This window comes from Mucilaginibacter sp. (genome assembly GCF_041660805.1).
Taxonomy (GTDB): domain Bacteria; phylum Bacteroidota; class Bacteroidia; order Sphingobacteriales; family Sphingobacteriaceae; genus Mucilaginibacter.
The window spans coordinates 1-18,582 of the sequence record NZ_JBAZVP010000031.1 but is presented as its reverse complement, the minus strand read 5'-3'; the positions used below and the strand labels follow the sequence as shown (position 1 = coordinate 18,582).

Sequence of the window (18,582 nt, the reverse complement as noted above, 5' to 3'; positions counted from 1 at the left end):
AAATATTATTGAACGGGTTATTCCACTATAAGTGTGGCCATAGAATGCGGCTCGCTGGTTGTTTTGGCAGATTTACCTTTTATCCAAAGATTATAGTCAATCTTCTCGTCGGTACGGTTCATTACCACAACGGCTATTTTACCATTGGGGTTCATGTAAGCGGTGGTTAACAGCTTGTCCCTGCTTGCCGCGCTTGCAATACGTTTAGCTCCCGGCTGTATAAATTTAGAGAAGTGCCCCATGTAGTAGTAAGAATTGGTATAAATTAAGCTACCGTTGCGTGTATCGGCGTGTACCGGTGCAAAGCAGAAGTTGCCTACATGGTTTGGGCCGCCTTTTTCATCTAAAAGGATGTTCCAATCTGTCCACCCTACGGTGCCGGCGTTAAAGTCATTGATCATTGACAGGCCATAACGTTCGCCTAATGACCAGTCATTTAAACGGTTAAAATCGAACTTTTCTACACATCCTTCAGTAAAAATCAGGTTCTTATCAGGAAAAGCCTCGTGTGTGAGCCTGGTGCTTTCAAAGTTTTGGCCAGCCCCTGTCCAGGTTTCATACCAGTGGAAACCAATACCCCAAATATATTTAGCCGCCGCCGGGTCTTCTAAAATAGTGCTGGCACGCTGATACATCAAATCGCGGTTATGATCCCAAACAATTAATTTTTTTGCTGCCATGCCGCCTTTTGCCAGTGTTGGGCCTAAAAAGTTCTTTACAAAATCACGTTCTTCTTCGGCAGTGTATTTACATGATTCCCATGTTTGGGTTGCCATCGGTTCGTTTTGTACAGATAAACCCCATACAGGGATCCCTGCCTTTTCATACTCATTAATAAACTTCACATAGAAGTTAGCCCAGCTTTGCGCAAATTCAGGCTTCAATTTACCACCGTGCAGTACGTCGTTATTATCTTTCATAAAAGCCGGAGGGCTCCATGGCGATACAAACATGGTTAATTTTCCACCTGCAACAGCAGTAGCTTCTTTTATAAAAGGGATGCGGTATTTTTTATCGTGGCTAATGTCAAACGTTTTCAATGCGGCATCACCTTCTTTTACATAGCTATAACTATCGCTGCTAAAATCGCAGCTTTGTATATTGGTACGGGCCAGTGAAAAACCAATACCTGTTTTTTTATCATAATAAGCGGCTAAAAGTTCTTTTTGCTTATCCTTCGGCAGTTTGTAAAAAGTTTCGGCAACGGCATCAGTTAATGCACCGCCAATTCCCAGCATGGTCTGGAACTTTTTAGTTGGGTCAACAAATATTACAAATTCGGTTTCGGGTGGTTGAGGATTATCGGTGAACCTTAACGAACCTGCCGGTGCAAGCCTTTTATCAGAACCTTTTTCAGTAACATATACTTTTACTGTTTTATTGGCAGCCGAATAAAGCATTTTAGGCTTGGCCGACTGAGCAAATAATCCTGCCGAAATAAATACCGAGCAGGCAATTAAAAATCCTTTTTTCATTTATTAAAGTTTATATCAATAATTATTTACCACCAATTTTTTTACCTGTACCCATCCATAATATGGCATCTATGATAAGCTTATCCTCTACCGGGTTGCCTAAAGTGTGCGACAGGTCCTTATTGGTTTTATGCTCATAGTCTATATCATTATGGCCCATATTCAAGTATATCATCTTGTAATTTTTGTTAGTCCACACTACCGGATAATACCCGCTATGCCATATCTCGTGGAGCTTTGGCCCTGTACCTAACGGGAAACTTGTAGAATCAATAGACGCCAGTATTTTTATATCCGGGTTTTTGCGCAGATCTTTTTCCCAGCGGTACCATTCGTTTGGCGATGCTTTAAAAGTTTCCGGTAAATTTTTGGTAGCCGGATGCGTTCTGTCTTCCACCCTTAAGATGGCTGATGTTGGCCTCCAGGTGTTGCTGCCGTACTGGCCTGAGCCTAAAAACTCATTATGGTACCAGTCCCAGTTGGACGGTACGGCTGATTGGTTAAGCGCAAATGCCGAAAAATGAAACCCCATCCAACCGCCGCCGCCTTTCATATAGGCTTCAAATGCCGCGCGTTGGGCAGGGTCTTCCGGGCGGGTATCTAAAAACAGTACTACCTTATATTTAGCCAGATAAGCAGCATTAAGGTTACTCCAGTTGTTGGTAGAGTCATAGCTGAAATTATATTTCCTGGCCATTTCCGGAAACCATTTGTTAGCCTCGTGTACAAAACTGATGTGCGCCTGATCTTCTTTGGCGGTATAAAAGGCTATTACTTTAAATTTTTGAGCCTGTAATACATTGGCAAAACAAACCAGCGCAAAGCATATTGTAAGCGCTTTCATCTTTAGATTAAGAGTCATGAAATTATAATTGGTAAGCTAATTTATATTAAAAATTCAATTTTTAGGGTATCGATTATCAGCTATATTAAGTACAATAAATTATTTTTTACATAACCTGCACTCCGCTGTACACAACTCATCGCATCCGGAATATAATTATTTCCCTGCTCAACAAACATGTGCTGTACGCCGGAAATTTTATAATCCTTAATAATACTCTTAAAGTCAATAACCCCATCACCTACGGTAGTGTGCAGCTCTCTATCGGTTTTGTCCATATCTTTAATATGCCATATTGCAAACCTGCCGGGTTGCTTTTTAAACCAATCTAAAGGTTTCAATGCAGATGAATGAGAGAGCCAGTACAGGTCTAACTCCATTTTAACCAGGGCGGGGTCGGTTTCCTTAAGTATCAGATCGTATCCTATTTTACCGTCATGATCAATAAATTCAAAATCGTGATTATGATACGCCAGTTGCAATCCGCCTTTTTTAATTTGCTCCCCAATTTTATTAAGCGTTGCAGATAACCTTTTAAACTCTTCCATATTACGATATTCCGGAGCTAACCATGGCCATACAATGTACGACTGCTTTAATACAAGCGCACCTGCAATACATTCATCAACATATTTCTCAAGTGCCGCGGCCTGGTCTTTGCCAAAAAATTTGTCAAGATCATAATGCCCGGCTGATGTAGTGAGGTTACAATCGTCTAAAAGTTTTTTGGCTTGTTTAGGTTCCAGTCCCCAATAATATTTGTTGCTGCCAAAATTGAACCCATAGGTCTCCACTTCCTGGTATCCAAAGCCGGATACCCGTGTTAAGGTGCCCCTAAGGTCCTTTTCCATGGCTTCTCTTATAGTGTATAACTGTAGGCCCAGCTTAAACTTAGGTTTAGCATTTGCAAATATTACCGACGGCATAGCCATAGCAGCCGACACCAATCCGGCTTGATGTAAAAATTTCCTTCTTGAATTCAATTGATTTTAGGTTTTGGGTACCCCGAATATACCTATTTCAATTTAATATACGTCTCTACAATTTCGTGATCAATTTTAAGGCTGTCTATCTTTTCAATACCTCGTTGTACCAGCGTATCACCTTTAAAGGTCACCTTAAAATTGAAAGAGTGATTTTCCCATTCGCGGTAATTGCAGTATTGCAAATTTTCGGTATAGTTATCGCCAACTAGTGTGTAAGTACCGGCACCCGAATCAAAAATAGGTTTGCCTGCACCACCTTTCAGGTCATGTTTAAAGAAAGCGAAATGACTATCATTGATCACCTTGATCATCTCCTCTTTATTACCCTTAATAGGATAAGTAACTACACTGTCGCCTTTAGTAACTGTTACTGCAGATGCCAGTTTCCAGGTGCCTTGAATAGGTGCAAGCGGCACTTCTTTTACAGCGGCATCTTCTTTAACCGGCGCTTTACAGGCCGCAAGCAATACAACAGGGATTAATAAGAATTTAAGTTTCATAACAGGTTTAAATTTATGGTTATTGTGATTTATAGTACCAATTGGTTATAAAGGCGGGTAAGGGTATCTTCCCCATCCAAACAAAAGCCCGGGTGTACCTTTGATGATTGCACTATAGTACTGCGTGTAGCTGTTAACCAGCGGAAACGGGACGCGGCATCTAACAAAGCAATAGGGCCTCCCTCTTTACTACCCGAGCAGATCCGTTGATAGGATAACAGGTTTTCTTCCAGTTCGGCTATATCCAGATCTTTAGAAAACGCGGCTAAGCGATCTGCATCTATCTTGTACATCATTTTCAGAAATTTCTGTTTATTGCAATACATAATGACACCTACGTTCATAAATTCCTCGCGTTCTACCCTGGGTACCACGCGGATAACGGCATACTCAAATAAGTGACGATCTTGCATGTTGGGCTTCATTTACAAATATGTCAGAATTTGCTATACGGGTATTCAGGAACTGCGCATATACTTGCCGCTGGTCATCCGCTGTTTCAAAAGAACGATCAGTTAACCATTCATCAGGAATGATAGATACAATAGCATTGATACATTCGGGTGTTAATATCGCTTTAAATTCGCTGTCAACCATTTCCAGATCAGCAGCTTTCTTTAGTAATACATGATCCTTTATCTGTACAAACGGGCGTTTGGCTTGTTCTTCCCAGTTCTCCATATTGTGATGAAAATAAAGGGCCGCACCATGGTCTATCAGCCATAATTCTTTATGCCACATCAGCATATTAGTGTTACGCACCGTACGATCCACATTAGTTAACAAAGCATCAAGCCATACAATTTGTGATGACAGCTTACTATCAACCAGGGTAACCGTTGGATCAAAGGTTATAGCGCCAGACAGGTAATGCAAAGCCAGGTTTAATCCTACACTAAATTTGAGCAGGTCCTGGATCTCTTCATCCGGTTCGGTACGGCCAAAAGCTTCGTCAAGATTAACAAACACCAGTTCGGGGATCCTGAAACCAAGCACACGTGCAATTTCACCGCCTATCAGTTCGGCTATTAAGGCCTTAGGGCCCTGGCCTGCACCACGAAATTTTAATACATATAAAAAACCATCATCAGCCTCGGCAATGGCAGGCAATGAGCCGCCTTCGCGCAAAGGCGTAACATAGCGGGTAACGTTAACAGTTCTTAATTCAGGGGTTGTGGCAATCATAATTTATAACGCTAATATAGGGTTTAAAGGAATATGTGGGCGTTGTTAGCTGTTTTGAAAAAAAGGTGTATTTTTAATCGAAACAATTATGGGGATAGTGATCGCACTTATATTTGCAAAGATTGGCTCGAAACGTATAATTGGCGGAGTAAATAGCTTTTTATTATGCCTGCTCCTATTCCCTCTTGGTGTTTATTTGGTGTTAAAATCCAGGAGATTGGATGATAAAGAAGCCGACGCCAGGCTGATGAAAGAGTTTGCGCCTGTTATAGAAGTTTAATTCTTTCTGATACCTCATCTATTATCTCCACTTGTTTTCGCTTGCTCATAACCATTCTGTTACAAACAAAACAAAATCACGTTTTTAGCTATTAAATAATAAAGATCAGATGCCTAGTTGGTTAAAAACTTCCCTTAAAATACTTGCCGGTATGGTACTGCTATTGGTGCTGTTACTGGTTGGGGCTACTTTATATATAACCTTTAACAAAGCCAGGGTGCTTAAAATGGTTAACCAGCAGCTGGATAAAAGTGTTGACGGGACCCTTATCATCGGCGATATGAAGCCAAACTTTTTCAAAGGCTTACCTGATATCTCCCTGTCGCTGAAAAATGTTTTGGTACGCGATAAAAACTTTGACCGGCATAAGCACACCTTGTTAGATGCCAAGGATTTTGACATATCTGTAAATACTGCCGCGCTGTTTAGGGGAGCTATTGATATTAACCACATTGAGATCACCAATGCCACTATTGATCTTTTTACTGATAGCACAGGTTACAGCAACACATCGGTTTTTAAAAAGGATAATAAACAGGTGACAAACAACAAATCTGAAAGCGGTTCATCAACCCGGTTAAAGAAGTTCACATTAAAGAGTGTAAATTTTACAATAGACAATAGGAAAGCGCATAAGCTTTTCAACTTCGCGGTTAATGATTTGAAGGGAAACATGAGTTACCCTGATACCGGCTGGCATGCCAATTTCCACCTGGATGTAATTGCTAAAAGCATGGCATTTAATAGCCTGCGTGGTAGTTTTATAAAGGACAAGCAACTGGTTGGCGATTTTGTAGCGGGCTATAACGAAAATAGCGGCAAGATAAATGTAAAATCTACCCCGTTAAATATTGGTAATGACCCATTCAACATCAGCGCTGTTTTTGAAACCGCTAAAGACCCGGCCAACTTTTTTATCCACGTAGCAGCCGACCAAATATTATGGCGAAGCGCGAGCGCACTGCTTGCACCTAATATTACACTGGTACTTAACCGCTTTAACCTGAGTAAACCGATAGCGGTTACCGCTAATATCTCCGGTAGCTTTGGTGTTAGTGGCGACCCATTATTGTACGTTACCGCTAAAACAAAAGGCAATACCCTAACCATGCCGGGCAGCACAATTGAGAATTGCAATTTCAACGGAACATTCACCAATAATTATGTTAAAGGCAAAGGCCTTGGCGATGAAAACTCTATTATAAAACTGATGGGCCTGTCTGGCACTTACAACCATTTACCTTTTACAATTGATACCGGCAGCATTGTTAATTTGACAAAGCCTATTGCTACAGGCAATTTTAAATCAGTTTTCCCTATTGCCGACCTGAATTATTTTTTTGAGGATAATGTTGCAAAGTTTAGCAATGGCTGGGCAGATATAAACCTGAACTACCGTGCGGATATTGTTGATTATAAAATTAACAAGCCCAGGATACAGGGCACCATTCACTTAAAAGAAGCCGATATTAACTATTTTCCGCGCAACCTGATGTTTAAGAAAACGTCATGCTCGCTCAATTTTGTAGGTGACGATCTGATAATGAGCAATATTCGCTTACAAAGCGGGCGTAGCATTGTAACTATGAATGGCCGGGTGAACAACTTTTTAAACCTGTATTATAACGCTCCCGAAAAGATATTACTGACATGGCAGATAAGAAGTCCGCAATTGTATTTGGGTGAATTTTTAGGCTTTTTAAGCGCGCGTAAATCCGCTCCACCTGCCAAAGCAAGACGCGTTAACAGCGGCAACATTGTTGATCAGTTAAGCACGGTACTGGAGCGCGGAAAGGCACAAATGCATCTGGAAGTGGCCAATGTACACTACAAAAAGTTTTTGGCTACAAATGCCCATGCAGACCTCCTATCCACCGATAACGGTGTAATTATAAAAACAATAAGTGTTAAGCATGCCGGCGGTTCATTACGGATGAACGGCCGGGTTACCCAGGGTAAAAACCTTAACAATTTTATTTTGAATACAACAGTAAGCAACGTAAATATGCGTGAGTTTTTTTATGCCTTTGATAACTTTGGAATGAAAGACTTTACTTATGAGAATTTAAAGGGGTACCTATCTGCCAAAACAAATATTACCGGTGGTATTACTAATGCCGGTAGCTTGGTACCGCGTTCAATAAACGGCACCCTAGACCTTAATCTTAAAGATGCCGCCTTACTTAACTTTAAGCCAATAACCGGCGTAGGTAAATTTGCTTTTCCGTTCCGCGATCTGAAGAACATTATGATCCCCAGCCTTAATGCCCGGTTTGACCTGCGCGGCGATAAGATCATTATTAACCCTATGGAGTTAAATTCCAGTGTGATAAATATGGATGTTGCCGGTGTCTATGGCTTAACCAATGGTACAGATATAGCCTTGGATATTCCGCTTAGGAACCCCGAAAAAGATGCTAATATAACCGACAAGGAGGAACTGAAAAAACGCCGCTTTAGGGGCATTGTGGTACACATACGCGCCTATGAAGAAAATGGTAAAATGAAGGTTGGCTTAAATAACAAACGTAAATAACAGCCATCTTCATTGCATATCACCCTAATAGGCTAATTATAACAGCTTTTTACATACCGCCACCAGTTCGCCGTTATCATAAATAAGCAAGTTGCCTTTATCATCAACCTTGTAAGTTTCGGCAGGGCGCTCAACGCCTACAAAATGGTCGCCGTCTTTTTTAATTTCAGATGCTGATGGAGAGATGGGCGGGGTATCGTTCACCTTCAAATCATTACCAACAAATGTAATTGCCTGTATATAGATCTTCTTACCGCTGCTTACTACCTCGTAAGCTATTTGTTCCCCTTTATCAGATTTTATTGTTTCATCGTGCCATACCCCTACCAGATGGCCGCTGTCGGCTGCTGCGGGTTTAGGCTTTATAGTAGTAGTATCAACCTTAGCGGTATCTGTAGATGCGCCGGTTTTTGTATCGCTGTTGCAAGCTGCTATGGTTATAACGGCTGCAAACATTAATAATTTACCCGCGTGTTTTAAAAAGTAGTTCATAAAAGTAGTTTAACAGGGCGAAGATAATGAAAACCGTGCTATGGGTTTTTCTGAGGAGTGTCAGTTTATCGTACTATTCCTTCTTCTTTACCACCTGCTTCATATACACCCAATTGATTCCAATCACCACAATTAATATTACCAACCCAAAAAACTCACGCGATTCTTCAATCCATGGTTTCTCGGCTTTCATGGTTTGTACCATGCTTTCTGCACCATGCTCACTAAACCAATCAAGCACGCCGGTTTTATCGAAAAATAAATATGCGGCATAGGCTGCGTACACTATTATCCCTAACAAATATGCTTTGGGATAAAACTTCTTTTGCGCAGCCAGATAGCAAAGCGTGGCACTGTATAAATATATGGGCATCCATATATAGGGATCAGGGTCGTTGTATTGCAGGGCGGCAAACAGCACAAATAACACGCAAAATATTAGGTTGAATATTTTCATTGTTTAGGTAGTTAATTGAATAATACCGTGCTAATATAAGAGGATTTAACGTTGGGCCGATATGGCTCATAGCTTTTTTGTTCTTTTCGGCACAAACAAAAAAATAACCTGACTTGTTATTAAACAGTTTACACATTAACCTAAAGTGAAAGGAACATTATGGCACTCACCCAAAGGATTACGCCAAATCTGTGGTTTGACAGTGAGGCGGAAGAAGCCGCGAAATTTTACACATCCATCTTTAAAAATTCAAGCATAGGGCGCATTTCCCGTTATACCGAAGTTGGGGAAGATATCCATAAAATGCCTGTAGGTTCCGTTATGACTATTGAGTTTGTGCTTGACGGACAAAAATTTACCGGTTTAAATGGCGGGCCCATTTTTAAATTCAATGAATCGATATCTTTTATTGTGAATTGCGAAACACAGGATGAGTTGGATTATTACTGGGAAAAACTAAACATAGGTGCCGATCCTAAAAATCAACAATGCGGATGGCTAAAAGATAAGTTTGGAGTATCATGGCAAGTTGTCCCAACCAAATTTGTAGATATGATCAACGATCCGGATGTTGAAAAAGCATCGCGGGTAATGAATGCCATGTTCCCTATGAAAAAACTTGACCTGCCTGCGCTTGAAAAAGCGTACAATGGCAACTAATTTGTGCACAACTAAAATTGCATTTAACCAAAACAAGGCTCCCAAAAGGAAGCCTTGTTTCAGAAAAAAACTCAACTACTAAAAAATTCTTGGAAGCCAGTCCCCCACGCCGGGCACAAGGTTTCTTGTACCCGACGAGCTGACTTTAAAAATTGATAAGGTTTACGTTGTGATAAATATAAGAGTAGTTTATATTGCTTCCTATACGTAGAAATACCTCTTTTACAGATTAGGTATTTCTACGCAGTTACCCTGGTTTTAGCTATAAAAACTTGTCGTTGGTAACGTTTTATAGCTCCAATAACAAATAAGCCGTCATCCCTTCGCGGCGAAAATATTTAGTTCCTATCCACAAACTTCCAATTACCTTCATTATATCTGTCGCCGGTATTAGGATGCTTTTTAAGCAGGGCCTCAATATCAATAAGGTTTTGTGCAGATAGCGTTACATCAACACTTCCTGCGTTTTCCTGCAGATACTTCCGTTTTTTGGTGCCGGGGATGGGAATAATGTTATCGCCCTGGTTAAGCACCCATGCTATGGCCAGCTGAGCGGGCGAGCAACCAATTTCTGTAGCTATTTTAGCAAACCCCTGGGCAAGTAAACGGTTATTCTCGGCATTTTCCTGTTGATAACGGGGTAATGATTTACGAAAATCGCCATCTTTTAATTCTGATACATCCAGTGTATTAGTGACTAATCCGCGTGCCAGCGGACTAAACGGCACAAAGGATATACCCAGTTCCTTACATAGCGGCAATATTTCGGCCTCCACATCGCGGGTTAATAAAGAATACTCGCTTTGCAGAGCAGATATAGGATGCACAGCATGTGCCCTGCGGATACTATTTGCAGATGCTTCTGATAAGCCAATATACTTTACCTTGCCTTCTTTTACCAGATCGGCCATGGCCCCTACCATTTCCTCAACGGGTACGTTAGGGTCAATGCGGTGAGCGTAATACAGGTCTATCACATCGGTTTGCAGGCGTTTAAGGCTGGCTTCAACGGCGGTTTTCATGTATGCAGGTGAGCCGTCAAAAGTACTTAGCTTGCCATCGGCACTGGCTCTAAATCCAAACTTAGTGGCAATAAATATTTTATCGCGGTTAGGTTTAAGCACCTGTGCTACCAATTGCTCATTTTGCCCGTTACCATAAACGTCGGCGGTATCCCAAAAGTTAATGCCAAGTTCAATGGCCTTGTTTAGTGTGGCGATAGATTCTGTATCATCAGGTTCGCCGTAAGCGTGGCTCATGCCCATGCAACCTAAACCAATTGCAGAAAGCTTAACGCCGGTATTGCCTAAATTTCTGTATTTCATATTATATATAGTAAATGTTTTATGAAGATACGGGGCAATTAAATAGATGATATAGTTTGAGGGGATTTATTTCATTTAAGTGACAAAGTATACCCCTTTTGCCGGGCATTCCTACACACTGCCCCCATCCTTTACAAAATATGTTTAGCCTTACCCTTTTGTTCTAATTCTTCAATAAAGGTGGTAAGCTCCTTGGTAAAACAATCAAGATCAATAGCTGAAGATTTTATATAATCAACTACCTTTTTGAGTGTTATAGGTGCAGTAATATATTGGTCAAGCATATTCGAGAGGCCTAAAATATTAGCCACCGGCTGCCTTACTTTATGATGGGTCATAAACATCATTTCTTCCAGCCCGTTTATATATTCCTTTAAAAAGCCTTCGGCCTTTTTTATTTTAACGTAGGCGGTATTAAGCTCTGTAGAGCGCTTTTCTTTTTCCTCGTTCTGAAATAAGAGTTCTTTATTTGCGATGATCAATTCAGCGGCGCGCATTCCCTTTTCTCCATTCTGAAAAACCAGTTCCTTATTTGCGATGATCAACTCGGCGGCACGTTTTTCTTTTTCCTGGTTTTGAAAAATCAATTCCTTATTTGCAATTATCAGTTCGGCGGCACGTTTCTCTTTCTCTTCATTTTGAAAAGCAAGTTCTTTGTTTGCTATTACCAACTCTGCAGCCCGCTTTTCTTTCTCTTCATTCTGAAAGGCAAGTTCATTATTCGCTATTATCAATTCGGCAGCCCGCTTCTCCTTTTCCGCGTTCTGGAATAACAACTCTTTATTGGCTATAATTAATTCTGCGGCCCGTTTCCCCTTTTCCGTATCCGCTATAATCAACTCTTCTGCCCTTTTCTTTTTTTCCTGATTTTGGAATACGAGTTCTTTGCCACGGATAGCTATATCACCCGGCATAGGTTTTTTCTTCATTGAGTATCGGATAAGGTAAAAAGTTAAAGTGGGTAGGTGAACTTACCTATATAATCTCATAATAAGTTGATTATCTGATAAAAGGCATTCTATTTATGAAATAATTAATTCCTAAGAAAAATAACTTATTTAACTTTCTGCAAACATAATTACAGCTTAAAGGGTGTGAAGAAATATGCTATTATTTAAGGTAACTATTCAGTGTCATTAAATTTTTAACGGCCTCGCCCATGGTGTTGTTAAAGTAGGCATAAACGTTTTTATCATCCTGCCGCCAATCATTTATATATTGGGCATACTCGTATAAAAAATCGTCAGTGTACGTTCCTCTATAACCACCGTTTGGCCCGTGGAAACGCAGGTAAACAAACTCGGTAGGAAAATCTATCAATGGTGTTAATGAAGCTGGCATATCATGTATCACCATACCGGCGTTATAAGCATCAAGCATTGTATAAACATCGTCATTGTACCAGCTGCGGTTACGAAACTCCACAGCTACATCCCATTGCTGCGCCGGATCTGCACTTTGGATACTCATCAATAACTTCTCTAACTGGTTAAAACTTGCTACCATCACACTTGGTGGAAACTGTATGAGCAAGCCCCCCTTCTTGTTCCCGGCCTCATTTATTACCTGCATAAAACGGTCAACATCCGCAGCATTAAACAACAGTTCTTTATTGTGGGTAATATCGCGCCAAAGCTTAAACGTAAACCGAAAACCATCCGGAACCTCTGAAGCCCATTTTTTAACAGTGGATGCCTGGGGCACCTTGTAAAACGAGCTATTGATTTCGATACTATTAAACAACGAAGCGTAATAACTAAGTCGCGGTTTGTCACGATATTCCTGGGGGTACAATTGCTTATTGGGGACCGGAAGTACCAGACCGCTTGTACCCGAATAGAACAAACCCTTGCTGTTAAACCCTGCTAAATCATCCATAGAAATAGTTTAACATAAGCCGACTATGCTATGTTCTTATGATTATAAGTTTGTTTGATAAACCCATCGGTCTTCACTTTGAATATTAATGGCAAGCGCTGTAACTTATATATACAGTACGCGTCAAATGGGGTAAATATACCTATGGCCTTAGTAATTACTGATCTTACCAAACAATATAACAAACACAAAACCGGCTTAGCCGACTACTCTATAACTATTGATAAAGGTGTTTTTGGTTTACTGGGCCCAAATGGCGCCGGCAAATCAACCCTTATGAAAATAATTGCCACTATCAGTAAACCTACAAAAGGCACACTTTTTTTAGATGGTGAGGATATTGTAAAGAACCCCGATCATATTCGTAAGATGTTGGGCTATTTACCGCAAGATTTTGGCGTATACCCCAATTTAAACGCTTATGAATTTTTGGAATACATTGCCGCGATGAAGGGTATAGGTGGCAACGGCCTGCGAAAACGGATAGATATGCTCCTGGAAGGGGTTAATTTAACCGCCGACGCCAAACGCCCGATAGGCACTTACTCGGGTGGTATGAAACAACGGATAGGCATTGCACAGGCACTGTTAAACGATCCTAAAGTATTAATTTTTGATGAACCTACTGTGGGCCTTGACCCGGAAGAGCGGGTTAGGTTTCGCCAGCTGATCACTGACCTGGCCGATGATTGTATTATTATATTATCATCACACATCGTATCAGACATTGAAACCATTGCTGATGAAGTGGCCATAATGCAAAATGGCAGACTAATAACCAAAGGGTTACAGCAGGATATTATTAAGCGGGCGCAGGGTAAGGTATTTGAGGTGTTAATACCTTCACAAAACCTTACTGAGTTTAAAAGTAATTACAGGGTAATTGACACCGGCAGGCAAAATGATCATTCACGTGTGCGCTATATTAGCCGCGATGAAAAAGTTGCCCCCAATTCAACCCCGGTTACCGCTACTTTAGAAGATGCCTATTTGTATTTAACCCAAACCAACGCCTAAGCCCTGTGAAATACATATACAGCATTATAAAAGCTGATTACCTGCAACGCACCCGCAGCTACGCTTTTCTTATCACACTGGCTATTACCATATTTGCGGCATACTCATTTGTACCACTACCAACAGCCAGCTATACCACATTAAATATGCCGGGTTATAAAGGCATTTATAATTCGGCATGGGTGGGCTATGTTTCGGCTATAATGACCACCGTTATGCTATCGTTATATGGGTTTTTCCTGGTTAACGGCGGTATTAAAAAAGACATTGACACAGGGGTTGGCTTTATAGTTGCCACCACATCAATTACTAACTTTGGCTATTTGCTAAGTAAAATGCTAAGCAACTTTTTAGTGCTGCTTACCATTATGGGGGTCACCTTTGTTGTGAGCATAGTAATGTTTTTTGTACGCACTACGGGTTATCCTTTCCATATAGCCGACTTTGCTTTGCCTTACCTGCTTTTTGCATTGCCCGCCCTGCTCACCATATCATCACTGGCCGTAGTTTTTGAAGTATTTTTAGGCAACAAAACTGTTTTACAATACATTACTTTTGTTTTTTTATTTGGAGCAATAACCGCAAACGTAAACACTCAGCCAAATAATACGGTGGCGGTGCTCATGGATCCTTATGGGTTGCGTACCATGACCAACAGTATCAAAAACAAAGTAAACACGCAGTATCACACTCATATTAAAGAAGTATCATTCGGCTTTATATTTAACCATAAACAAAGCTTTAAAACCTTTGAATGGAACGGCATAACGTTTACAAGGGTATTCCTTTTAAGCCGTATACTGTGGTTAGGTATTGCGTTGGCCCTCGCTTACCTATCCTCCTTCTTTTTTCACCGGTTTGATCTTAAGCAATCCGTAAGGAAAAAGAAAAAAGATAAGGTCGTTTTTGACATACAAGCCCATACTCCGGCATTTGCGCCCCAGGGAATCAGCCGGTCGTTGCTTCCGCCTATAATTACTGATTATAGCATACTTCCTTTTATTAAAACAGAATTATTACTGCTGATGCGTAAAGGCTCTAAATGGGTGTGGCTGGTTATAGCGGGCCTATGGATAGGTACCATTTTTGCACCTCTTAATATAGCACATACTTATATGTTGCCAGTACTTTTATTTTTACAGGTAACGCGCTGGTCAGAGATCGCTACTAAGGAGAAAACTAACCGGCTGCATTATTTTACATACTCATCATACAAACCATTGTTACGCATGCTGCCCGCTCAAATACTGGCTGGTGTATTGCTGGCATTTGCCCTGGCATTGCCGGTAATAGCGCGTTATGCTTTCGCCTTAGATATTTATGCTATCATCAATATAATAAACGGATGTGTGCTTATTGTTTTGCTGGCTGTATGCCTGGGTATTATAAGCGGCGGTAAAAAGCTGTACGAGATCATATTTTTCCTGCTTACTTATGCCATTACGCAAAAAGTACCGGTAGCAGATTATTTAGGCACAATAAAACCGTCCAATTCTATTAATTATATAGCTGTTATACTAATATTCAATATACTATTAACACTGGTAAGCTTTACCGTAAGAAACTACCAGACAAGACATTTATAAGGCCTGGATGAATATCAGTCCCAAAAACCCTGCGCTTTAATTTGCCCTGATGGATAGCCCTGCTGTTTTAACAGTTTGCGCAATTGTGAAACCATTGTACTATTGCCAACAAGGTAAAACATAGTGTTCTCCAGGCTGTAATGCTGCTTTAAAACCCATTCCATAAGGCTGTTATGCCCATAAATATCTTTACGGGCGATGGGCTCAATAGGCGACCAAAAATATTCATTGAACTGATCGCGGTGATTATCGTTACCAATAACAACCCCTCCGGAGAACCGTGTATGCGGCAGAACCATTTGTTGCAATGCCAGCATATGGCCAATGCTGCTTTCATCGCCCAGTGCTATAACGGCCGATGTTGGGGCCGGCGAATGTGGTGTAAAGCCAACTTTTTTAAGGTAACTTATCGTATCATCCTTTTTTAACTGCCTTGCCCAATTAGCTCCGGGGCCATTATGTATAGCATCAATATATATGGTACAAGTGTGTGTTTCGGCATCCCAGCCAGATGGGGTATAATCTCTGAAGGTTAGATGATCTACCCTGAATTTTATATAGGGCACCTGGCTCCATTGTTCCATATTAACCAACGGCAGGTGCAGGTCAACCTCTATTAATGTTGATGGGCTCCATGCCCTTACCTCCAGTACTTTGCCGGTTTGCAGCAAGTGTGGTTCAAGCAACTGCCCCGCTTTTTTCCGGAGTTTAAATAATGTGGATATTTCCATGTGATTTTAATTTAACATCACAAAGAAACGGGGTTGTTAACCCCATAACAATGGCATGCTTACGGTAATCATTGGATTATTTACGGTAAGCTGTACGAAACGAAAGCGGAGTAATTCCTTCTGCTTTTTTAAAAAGGCGGGAGAAATAGGCATGGTCATCATATCCCAGCGTATGTGCAATTTGCTTTACATTTTGCTCACTATAATATAGCAACCGCTTTGCTTCTACCATTACCTCGTTCAAGATCCAGTAACTAACCGGAAAACCTGTAACCTTTTTCAATGCCTCATTTAAATAAGTTTCAGATACGTTTAGCATAGAGGCGTACATTGACGGGCTTTTTTCTGTGTGGACATTTGCTACCAGCAACAGCTTAAACTGCTGAGATAATTCCATTGGTCGCGATAACCGGAATTGCGAATCATTTGGCGTTGCATAACATCCGGCAGCCATGCCAATAAATGATTGCAGCAAGGAATGTACAACGGGTAAATAAAAATGCCCTTTGTCATTCTCTAAATATTTCTCCTGCATCAGGCATAGCACCTCCCTGCATTGCCTCATTTGTACATTGTTTAACAAATAAGGTTGTTGCAATAAAAACCGGTTCTCAAAAATCTTACGGTAATCAGGCGGTATCAGTAAAGTATCAACCGCTATGAACCACCCGCCAGCCATTTCATTACTAATACGGTGATGCACCTGACCGGGCAATACATAATACAGGCAGTTTTCACTAAACGGTATTTCATGAAAATCTATCATGAGCGATGCAGTGCCATGTTCAACAACAAAAAATATGTAATGGTCATCACGGTGGGCGGCAAGTGTTTCGTCCGTTTTTGGTATATCGCCGGCAATGAACCGTTTTATCTCCAGGCCGGTGCTGGCTCTTTCTTTTAATTGATGTACCGGAATATCTTTCATGTTTTGTGCAGGCATCAAAAGTAGTTGATATAAGTTATTTTTGTTAACTGATGAAAGAAATTTTCGACATATCCCTGTCCAGCGCTGAATATATTGAACCAACAAGCGAGTCTGTTGCGAAATCACTTAACACTCTTTTCTTTGAAAAGGTTAACGCCCGCAAAATAAGCTTCGCTTTAGAACGCGAAAACAGCCATGATGGCGGTGCGCCGGATGTTTCCCGGTTTGAGATACAGAACATTGTATTTGATGCCGGAACAAAACAAGGCACATTCACCGCAGCATATGACATTTCTTATTTTTGGGGTTGCAGTGGCATTAACAAAGATCAGGAGTCACTAAAATCGAAATGGAAGTTCTGTGTTTACGCTGATAAGATCAGCTTTGAAGGAAGCGAGTACAACGTACATGACAGATCAACCTTTGAAGAGTTTTAAATTATTGCTCAAAAATAAGCGGACAACCTTTTGGCTATCCGCTTACCTTAAATATTATTTTTGAAATTAATTTGCACTCACTTTCCTGATCAGGTTATTACCAAAATCGGCAACGTATACATTACCGCTTGCATCAGATGCTATTCCCTGCGGATTATTGAACGAGGCACTGCCACCGGCACCGTCTGTTGACCCTTTTGTGCCCGATCTCCCTGCCAGTACAGTTAATATTTTGCCTGCGCTTATCTTTAAAATACGCCCATCGTAATCAGCAATAAACATGTTACCTGTGGCATCAATACTAATAGCGCTTGGGCTGCCAACCAGGGTGATAGCCGCCGGGCCACCCGCAAAAGTGGTTACAGTATAGTCGGTACTAATTTTCCTGATGGCGTTATTATTTTGTTCGGTTACATAGATGTTTCCGGCTGCGTCAAGCGCAATACTGCCTGGCTTATTGAAGTTAGCGGCTGTACCCAGGCCATTTGCATACCCAACAGCACGGCTGCCTGCAACAGTGGTTACCACACCGGCAGCAGTTATTTTTCTGATCAGATTATTCCCATAATCGGCCACGTATAAATTACCCGCGGCATCAAAGGCAACTCCGCTTGGCGTGTTAAAAGTTGCGGCCGTCCCTGTACCATCAGCATAACCCGCATTACCACTCCCTGCAAAAGTGCTAACCACTCCTGCCGGGGTTATCTTTCTGATCATATTATTACCTCTGTCAGCAACAAGAATATTTCCGCTTGCATCAATCGCAAGTCCGGAAGGTGAATAAAACTTAGCAGTGGCTGCTGTCCCGTCCAAATAACCTAATTCACCTGTACCGGCAACAGTGGTTACAATCCCTGCCGGGGTAATTTTCCTGATGGCTGAGTTAAATGAATCTGAAACATAAATATTGCCGGCCGCATCAGTTGCCATCCCCATTGGGCTGTTAAACAATGCTGCTGTACCTGTACCATTTACAAAACCGGTTGTTAAACTGCCCGCCAATGTACTTACCGTTTTGTAAACGTTTGACTGGTCGCTGCTTGTTGTAAACTTTATAACATTGCCATAACCAGTACCGGCGGCGTTGGTAGCATACGCCCGTGCATAGTAAATGGTATTGGGCGAAAGCCCGGTAAGATTACTGGTGTATGATGTTAAAAGTATGGTCTCTGAGGTTTTTGAATCGGCAATAGTGGGTTCCTGGTTGGTAGCGCTCCAGCAAACACCGTAAGCTGTAAATGATGCTGTTCCGCTGGTTAAAAAGC

20 protein-coding genes are annotated in these 18,582 nt (G+C 41.2%); 6 read left to right on the top strand and 14 right to left on the bottom strand.

The window, feature by feature from the left end; genetic code table 11:
* Positions 1-17: 17 nt before the first annotated feature.
* From WC743_RS23725 to WC743_RS23700, 6 genes are all read right to left on the bottom strand, one after another.
* Entirely contained in the window at positions 18-1,475 is a 1,458-nt protein-coding gene (locus WC743_RS23725; protein ID WP_373016045.1) for a glycoside hydrolase family 30 beta sandwich domain-containing protein, read from the bottom strand.
* Positions 1,476-1,497: 22 nt separating this feature from the next.
* On the bottom strand, positions 1,498-2,337 hold the full coding sequence (locus WC743_RS23720) for a ThuA domain-containing protein (protein WP_373016044.1): 840 nt from the start codon (positions 2,335-2,337) through the stop codon (positions 1,498-1,500).
* Positions 2,338-2,399: 62 nt separating this feature from the next.
* On the bottom strand, positions 2,400-3,302 hold the full coding sequence (locus tag WC743_RS23715) for a sugar phosphate isomerase/epimerase family protein (protein WP_373016043.1): 903 nt from the start codon (positions 3,300-3,302) through the stop codon (positions 2,400-2,402).
* Positions 3,303-3,334: 32 nt separating this feature from the next.
* On the bottom strand, positions 3,335-3,805 hold the full coding sequence (locus WC743_RS23710; protein WP_373016042.1) for a lipocalin family protein: 471 nt from the start codon (positions 3,803-3,805) through the stop codon (positions 3,335-3,337).
* Between the two features lie 29 nt (positions 3,806-3,834).
* Entirely contained in the window at positions 3,835-4,218 is a 384-nt protein-coding gene (locus WC743_RS23705; protein WP_373016041.1) for a DUF3037 domain-containing protein, read from the bottom strand.
* Positions 4,196-4,990 (bottom strand): HipA family kinase, encoded by a 795-nt coding sequence (locus tag WC743_RS23700; RefSeq protein WP_373016040.1) that lies wholly within the window; start codon positions 4,988-4,990, stop codon positions 4,196-4,198. Before WC743_RS23700 ends, WC743_RS23705 begins: the two co-directional genes overlap by 23 nt.
* A gap of 88 nt (positions 4,991-5,078) precedes the next feature.
* Between WC743_RS23700 and WC743_RS23695 the strand changes: the two genes are divergently transcribed.
* Both WC743_RS23695 and WC743_RS23690 read left to right on the top strand, forming a co-directional pair.
* Positions 5,079-5,270 (top strand): hypothetical protein, encoded by a 192-nt coding sequence (locus WC743_RS23695; protein ID WP_373016039.1) that lies wholly within the window; start codon positions 5,079-5,081, stop codon positions 5,268-5,270.
* A gap of 109 nt (positions 5,271-5,379) precedes the next feature.
* On the top strand, positions 5,380-7,806 hold the full coding sequence (locus tag WC743_RS23690; RefSeq protein WP_373016038.1) for an AsmA family protein: 2,427 nt from the start codon (positions 5,380-5,382) through the stop codon (positions 7,804-7,806).
* Between the two features lie 36 nt (positions 7,807-7,842).
* On the opposite strand, the gene WC743_RS23685 is transcribed toward WC743_RS23690, so the two are convergent.
* A complete protein-coding gene (locus tag WC743_RS23685) occupies positions 7,843-8,298 on the bottom strand; it encodes a hypothetical protein (protein WP_373016037.1) in 456 nt (151 codons plus the stop codon).
* 73 nt (positions 8,299-8,371) lie between these two features.
* Complete coding sequence (locus tag WC743_RS23680; RefSeq protein WP_373016036.1) at positions 8,372-8,755, bottom strand: transmembrane 220 family protein; 384 nt, start codon at positions 8,753-8,755, stop codon at positions 8,372-8,374.
* A 159-nt stretch (positions 8,756-8,914) separates the two neighbouring features.
* Between WC743_RS23680 and WC743_RS23675 the strand changes: the two genes are divergently transcribed.
* Complete coding sequence (locus WC743_RS23675; protein WP_373016035.1) at positions 8,915-9,415, top strand: VOC family protein; 501 nt, start codon at positions 8,915-8,917, stop codon at positions 9,413-9,415.
* A 338-nt stretch (positions 9,416-9,753) separates the two neighbouring features.
* Here the strand turns inward: WC743_RS23675 and WC743_RS23670 are convergent, their stop codons facing one another.
* The 3 genes from WC743_RS23670 to WC743_RS23660 all read right to left on the bottom strand — a co-directional run bounded on the left by WC743_RS23670 (position 9,754) and on the right by WC743_RS23660 (position 12,618).
* Entirely contained in the window at positions 9,754-10,740 is a 987-nt protein-coding gene (locus WC743_RS23670; RefSeq protein ID WP_373016034.1) for an aldo/keto reductase, read from the bottom strand.
* Positions 10,741-10,871: 131 nt separating this feature from the next.
* A complete protein-coding gene (locus tag WC743_RS23665) occupies positions 10,872-11,669 on the bottom strand; it encodes a diguanylate cyclase (RefSeq protein WP_373016033.1) in 798 nt (265 codons plus the stop codon).
* A gap of 181 nt (positions 11,670-11,850) precedes the next feature.
* Positions 11,851-12,618, bottom strand: coding sequence for a DUF72 domain-containing protein (locus WC743_RS23660; RefSeq protein WP_373016032.1), 768 nt, complete (start codon positions 12,616-12,618; stop codon positions 11,851-11,853).
* A gap of 144 nt (positions 12,619-12,762) precedes the next feature.
* On the opposite strand from WC743_RS23660, the gene WC743_RS23655 reads away from it, so the two are divergent.
* Both WC743_RS23655 and WC743_RS23650 read left to right on the top strand, forming a co-directional pair.
* On the top strand, positions 12,763-13,635 hold the full coding sequence (locus WC743_RS23655; protein ID WP_373016031.1) for an ABC transporter ATP-binding protein: 873 nt from the start codon (positions 12,763-12,765) through the stop codon (positions 13,633-13,635).
* Positions 13,636-13,640: 5 nt separating this feature from the next.
* Positions 13,641-15,221 (top strand): hypothetical protein, encoded by a 1,581-nt coding sequence (locus WC743_RS23650; RefSeq protein WP_373016030.1) that lies wholly within the window; start codon positions 13,641-13,643, stop codon positions 15,219-15,221.
* 14 nt (positions 15,222-15,235) lie between these two features.
* Here the strand turns inward: WC743_RS23650 and WC743_RS23645 are convergent, their stop codons facing one another.
* Positions 15,236-15,952 (bottom strand): siderophore-interacting protein, encoded by a 717-nt coding sequence (locus tag WC743_RS23645; RefSeq protein ID WP_373016029.1) that lies wholly within the window; start codon positions 15,950-15,952, stop codon positions 15,236-15,238.
* Positions 15,953-16,028: 76 nt separating this feature from the next.
* Positions 16,029-16,895: a helix-turn-helix domain-containing protein gene (locus tag WC743_RS23640; protein ID WP_373016028.1), complete on the bottom strand. Its 867-nt coding sequence runs from the start codon at positions 16,893-16,895 to the stop codon at positions 16,029-16,031.
* A 35-nt stretch (positions 16,896-16,930) separates the two neighbouring features.
* Here WC743_RS23640 and WC743_RS23635 point away from each other — a divergent pair, with 35 nt between their 5' ends.
* Positions 16,931-17,317, top strand: coding sequence for a hypothetical protein (locus WC743_RS23635; RefSeq protein ID WP_373016027.1), 387 nt, complete (start codon positions 16,931-16,933; stop codon positions 17,315-17,317).
* Between the two features lie 66 nt (positions 17,318-17,383).
* Here WC743_RS23635 and WC743_RS23630 read toward each other — a convergent pair.
* Positions 17,384-18,582, bottom strand: a 1,199-nt coding sequence (locus WC743_RS23630; protein ID WP_373016026.1) for a hypothetical protein, incomplete at its 5' end; no start/stop codon positions are given.

Coding starts and splice junctions, on each gene's coding strand:
- WC743_RS23725 (WP_373016045.1), bottom strand. CDS start 1,475: ATGAAAAAAGGATTTTTAATTGCCTGCTCGGTATTTATTTCGGCAGGA.
- WC743_RS23720 (WP_373016044.1), bottom strand. CDS start 2,337: ATGACTCTTAATCTAAAGATGAAAGCGCTTACAATATGCTTTGCGCTG.
- WC743_RS23710 (WP_373016042.1), bottom strand. CDS start 3,805: ATGAAACTTAAATTCTTATTAATCCCTGTTGTATTGCTTGCGGCCTGT.
- WC743_RS23705 (WP_373016041.1), bottom strand. CDS start 4,218: ATGCAAGATCGTCACTTATTTGAGTATGCCGTTATCCGCGTGGTACCC.
- WC743_RS23700 (WP_373016040.1), bottom strand. CDS start 4,990: ATGATTGCCACAACCCCTGAATTAAGAACTGTTAACGTTACCCGCTAT.
- WC743_RS23695 (WP_373016039.1), top strand. CDS start 5,079: ATGGGGATAGTGATCGCACTTATATTTGCAAAGATTGGCTCGAAACGT.
- WC743_RS23690 (WP_373016038.1), top strand. CDS start 5,380: ATGCCTAGTTGGTTAAAAACTTCCCTTAAAATACTTGCCGGTATGGTA.
- WC743_RS23685 (WP_373016037.1), bottom strand. CDS start 8,298: ATGAACTACTTTTTAAAACACGCGGGTAAATTATTAATGTTTGCAGCC.
- WC743_RS23680 (WP_373016036.1), bottom strand. CDS start 8,755: ATGAAAATATTCAACCTAATATTTTGCGTGTTATTTGTGCTGTTTGCC.
- WC743_RS23675 (WP_373016035.1), top strand. CDS start 8,915: ATGGCACTCACCCAAAGGATTACGCCAAATCTGTGGTTTGACAGTGAG.
- WC743_RS23670 (WP_373016034.1), bottom strand. CDS start 10,740: ATGAAATACAGAAATTTAGGCAATACCGGCGTTAAGCTTTCTGCAATT.
- WC743_RS23665 (WP_373016033.1), bottom strand. CDS start 11,669: ATGAAGAAAAAACCTATGCCGGGTGATATAGCTATCCGTGGCAAAGAA.
- WC743_RS23660 (WP_373016032.1), bottom strand. CDS start 12,618: ATGGATGATTTAGCAGGGTTTAACAGCAAGGGTTTGTTCTATTCGGGT.
- WC743_RS23655 (WP_373016031.1), top strand. CDS start 12,763: ATGGCCTTAGTAATTACTGATCTTACCAAACAATATAACAAACACAAA.
- WC743_RS23645 (WP_373016029.1), bottom strand. CDS start 15,952: ATGGAAATATCCACATTATTTAAACTCCGGAAAAAAGCGGGGCAGTTG.
- WC743_RS23640 (WP_373016028.1), bottom strand. CDS start 16,895: ATGCCTGCACAAAACATGAAAGATATTCCGGTACATCAATTAAAAGAA.
- WC743_RS23635 (WP_373016027.1), top strand. CDS start 16,931: ATGAAAGAAATTTTCGACATATCCCTGTCCAGCGCTGAATATATTGAA.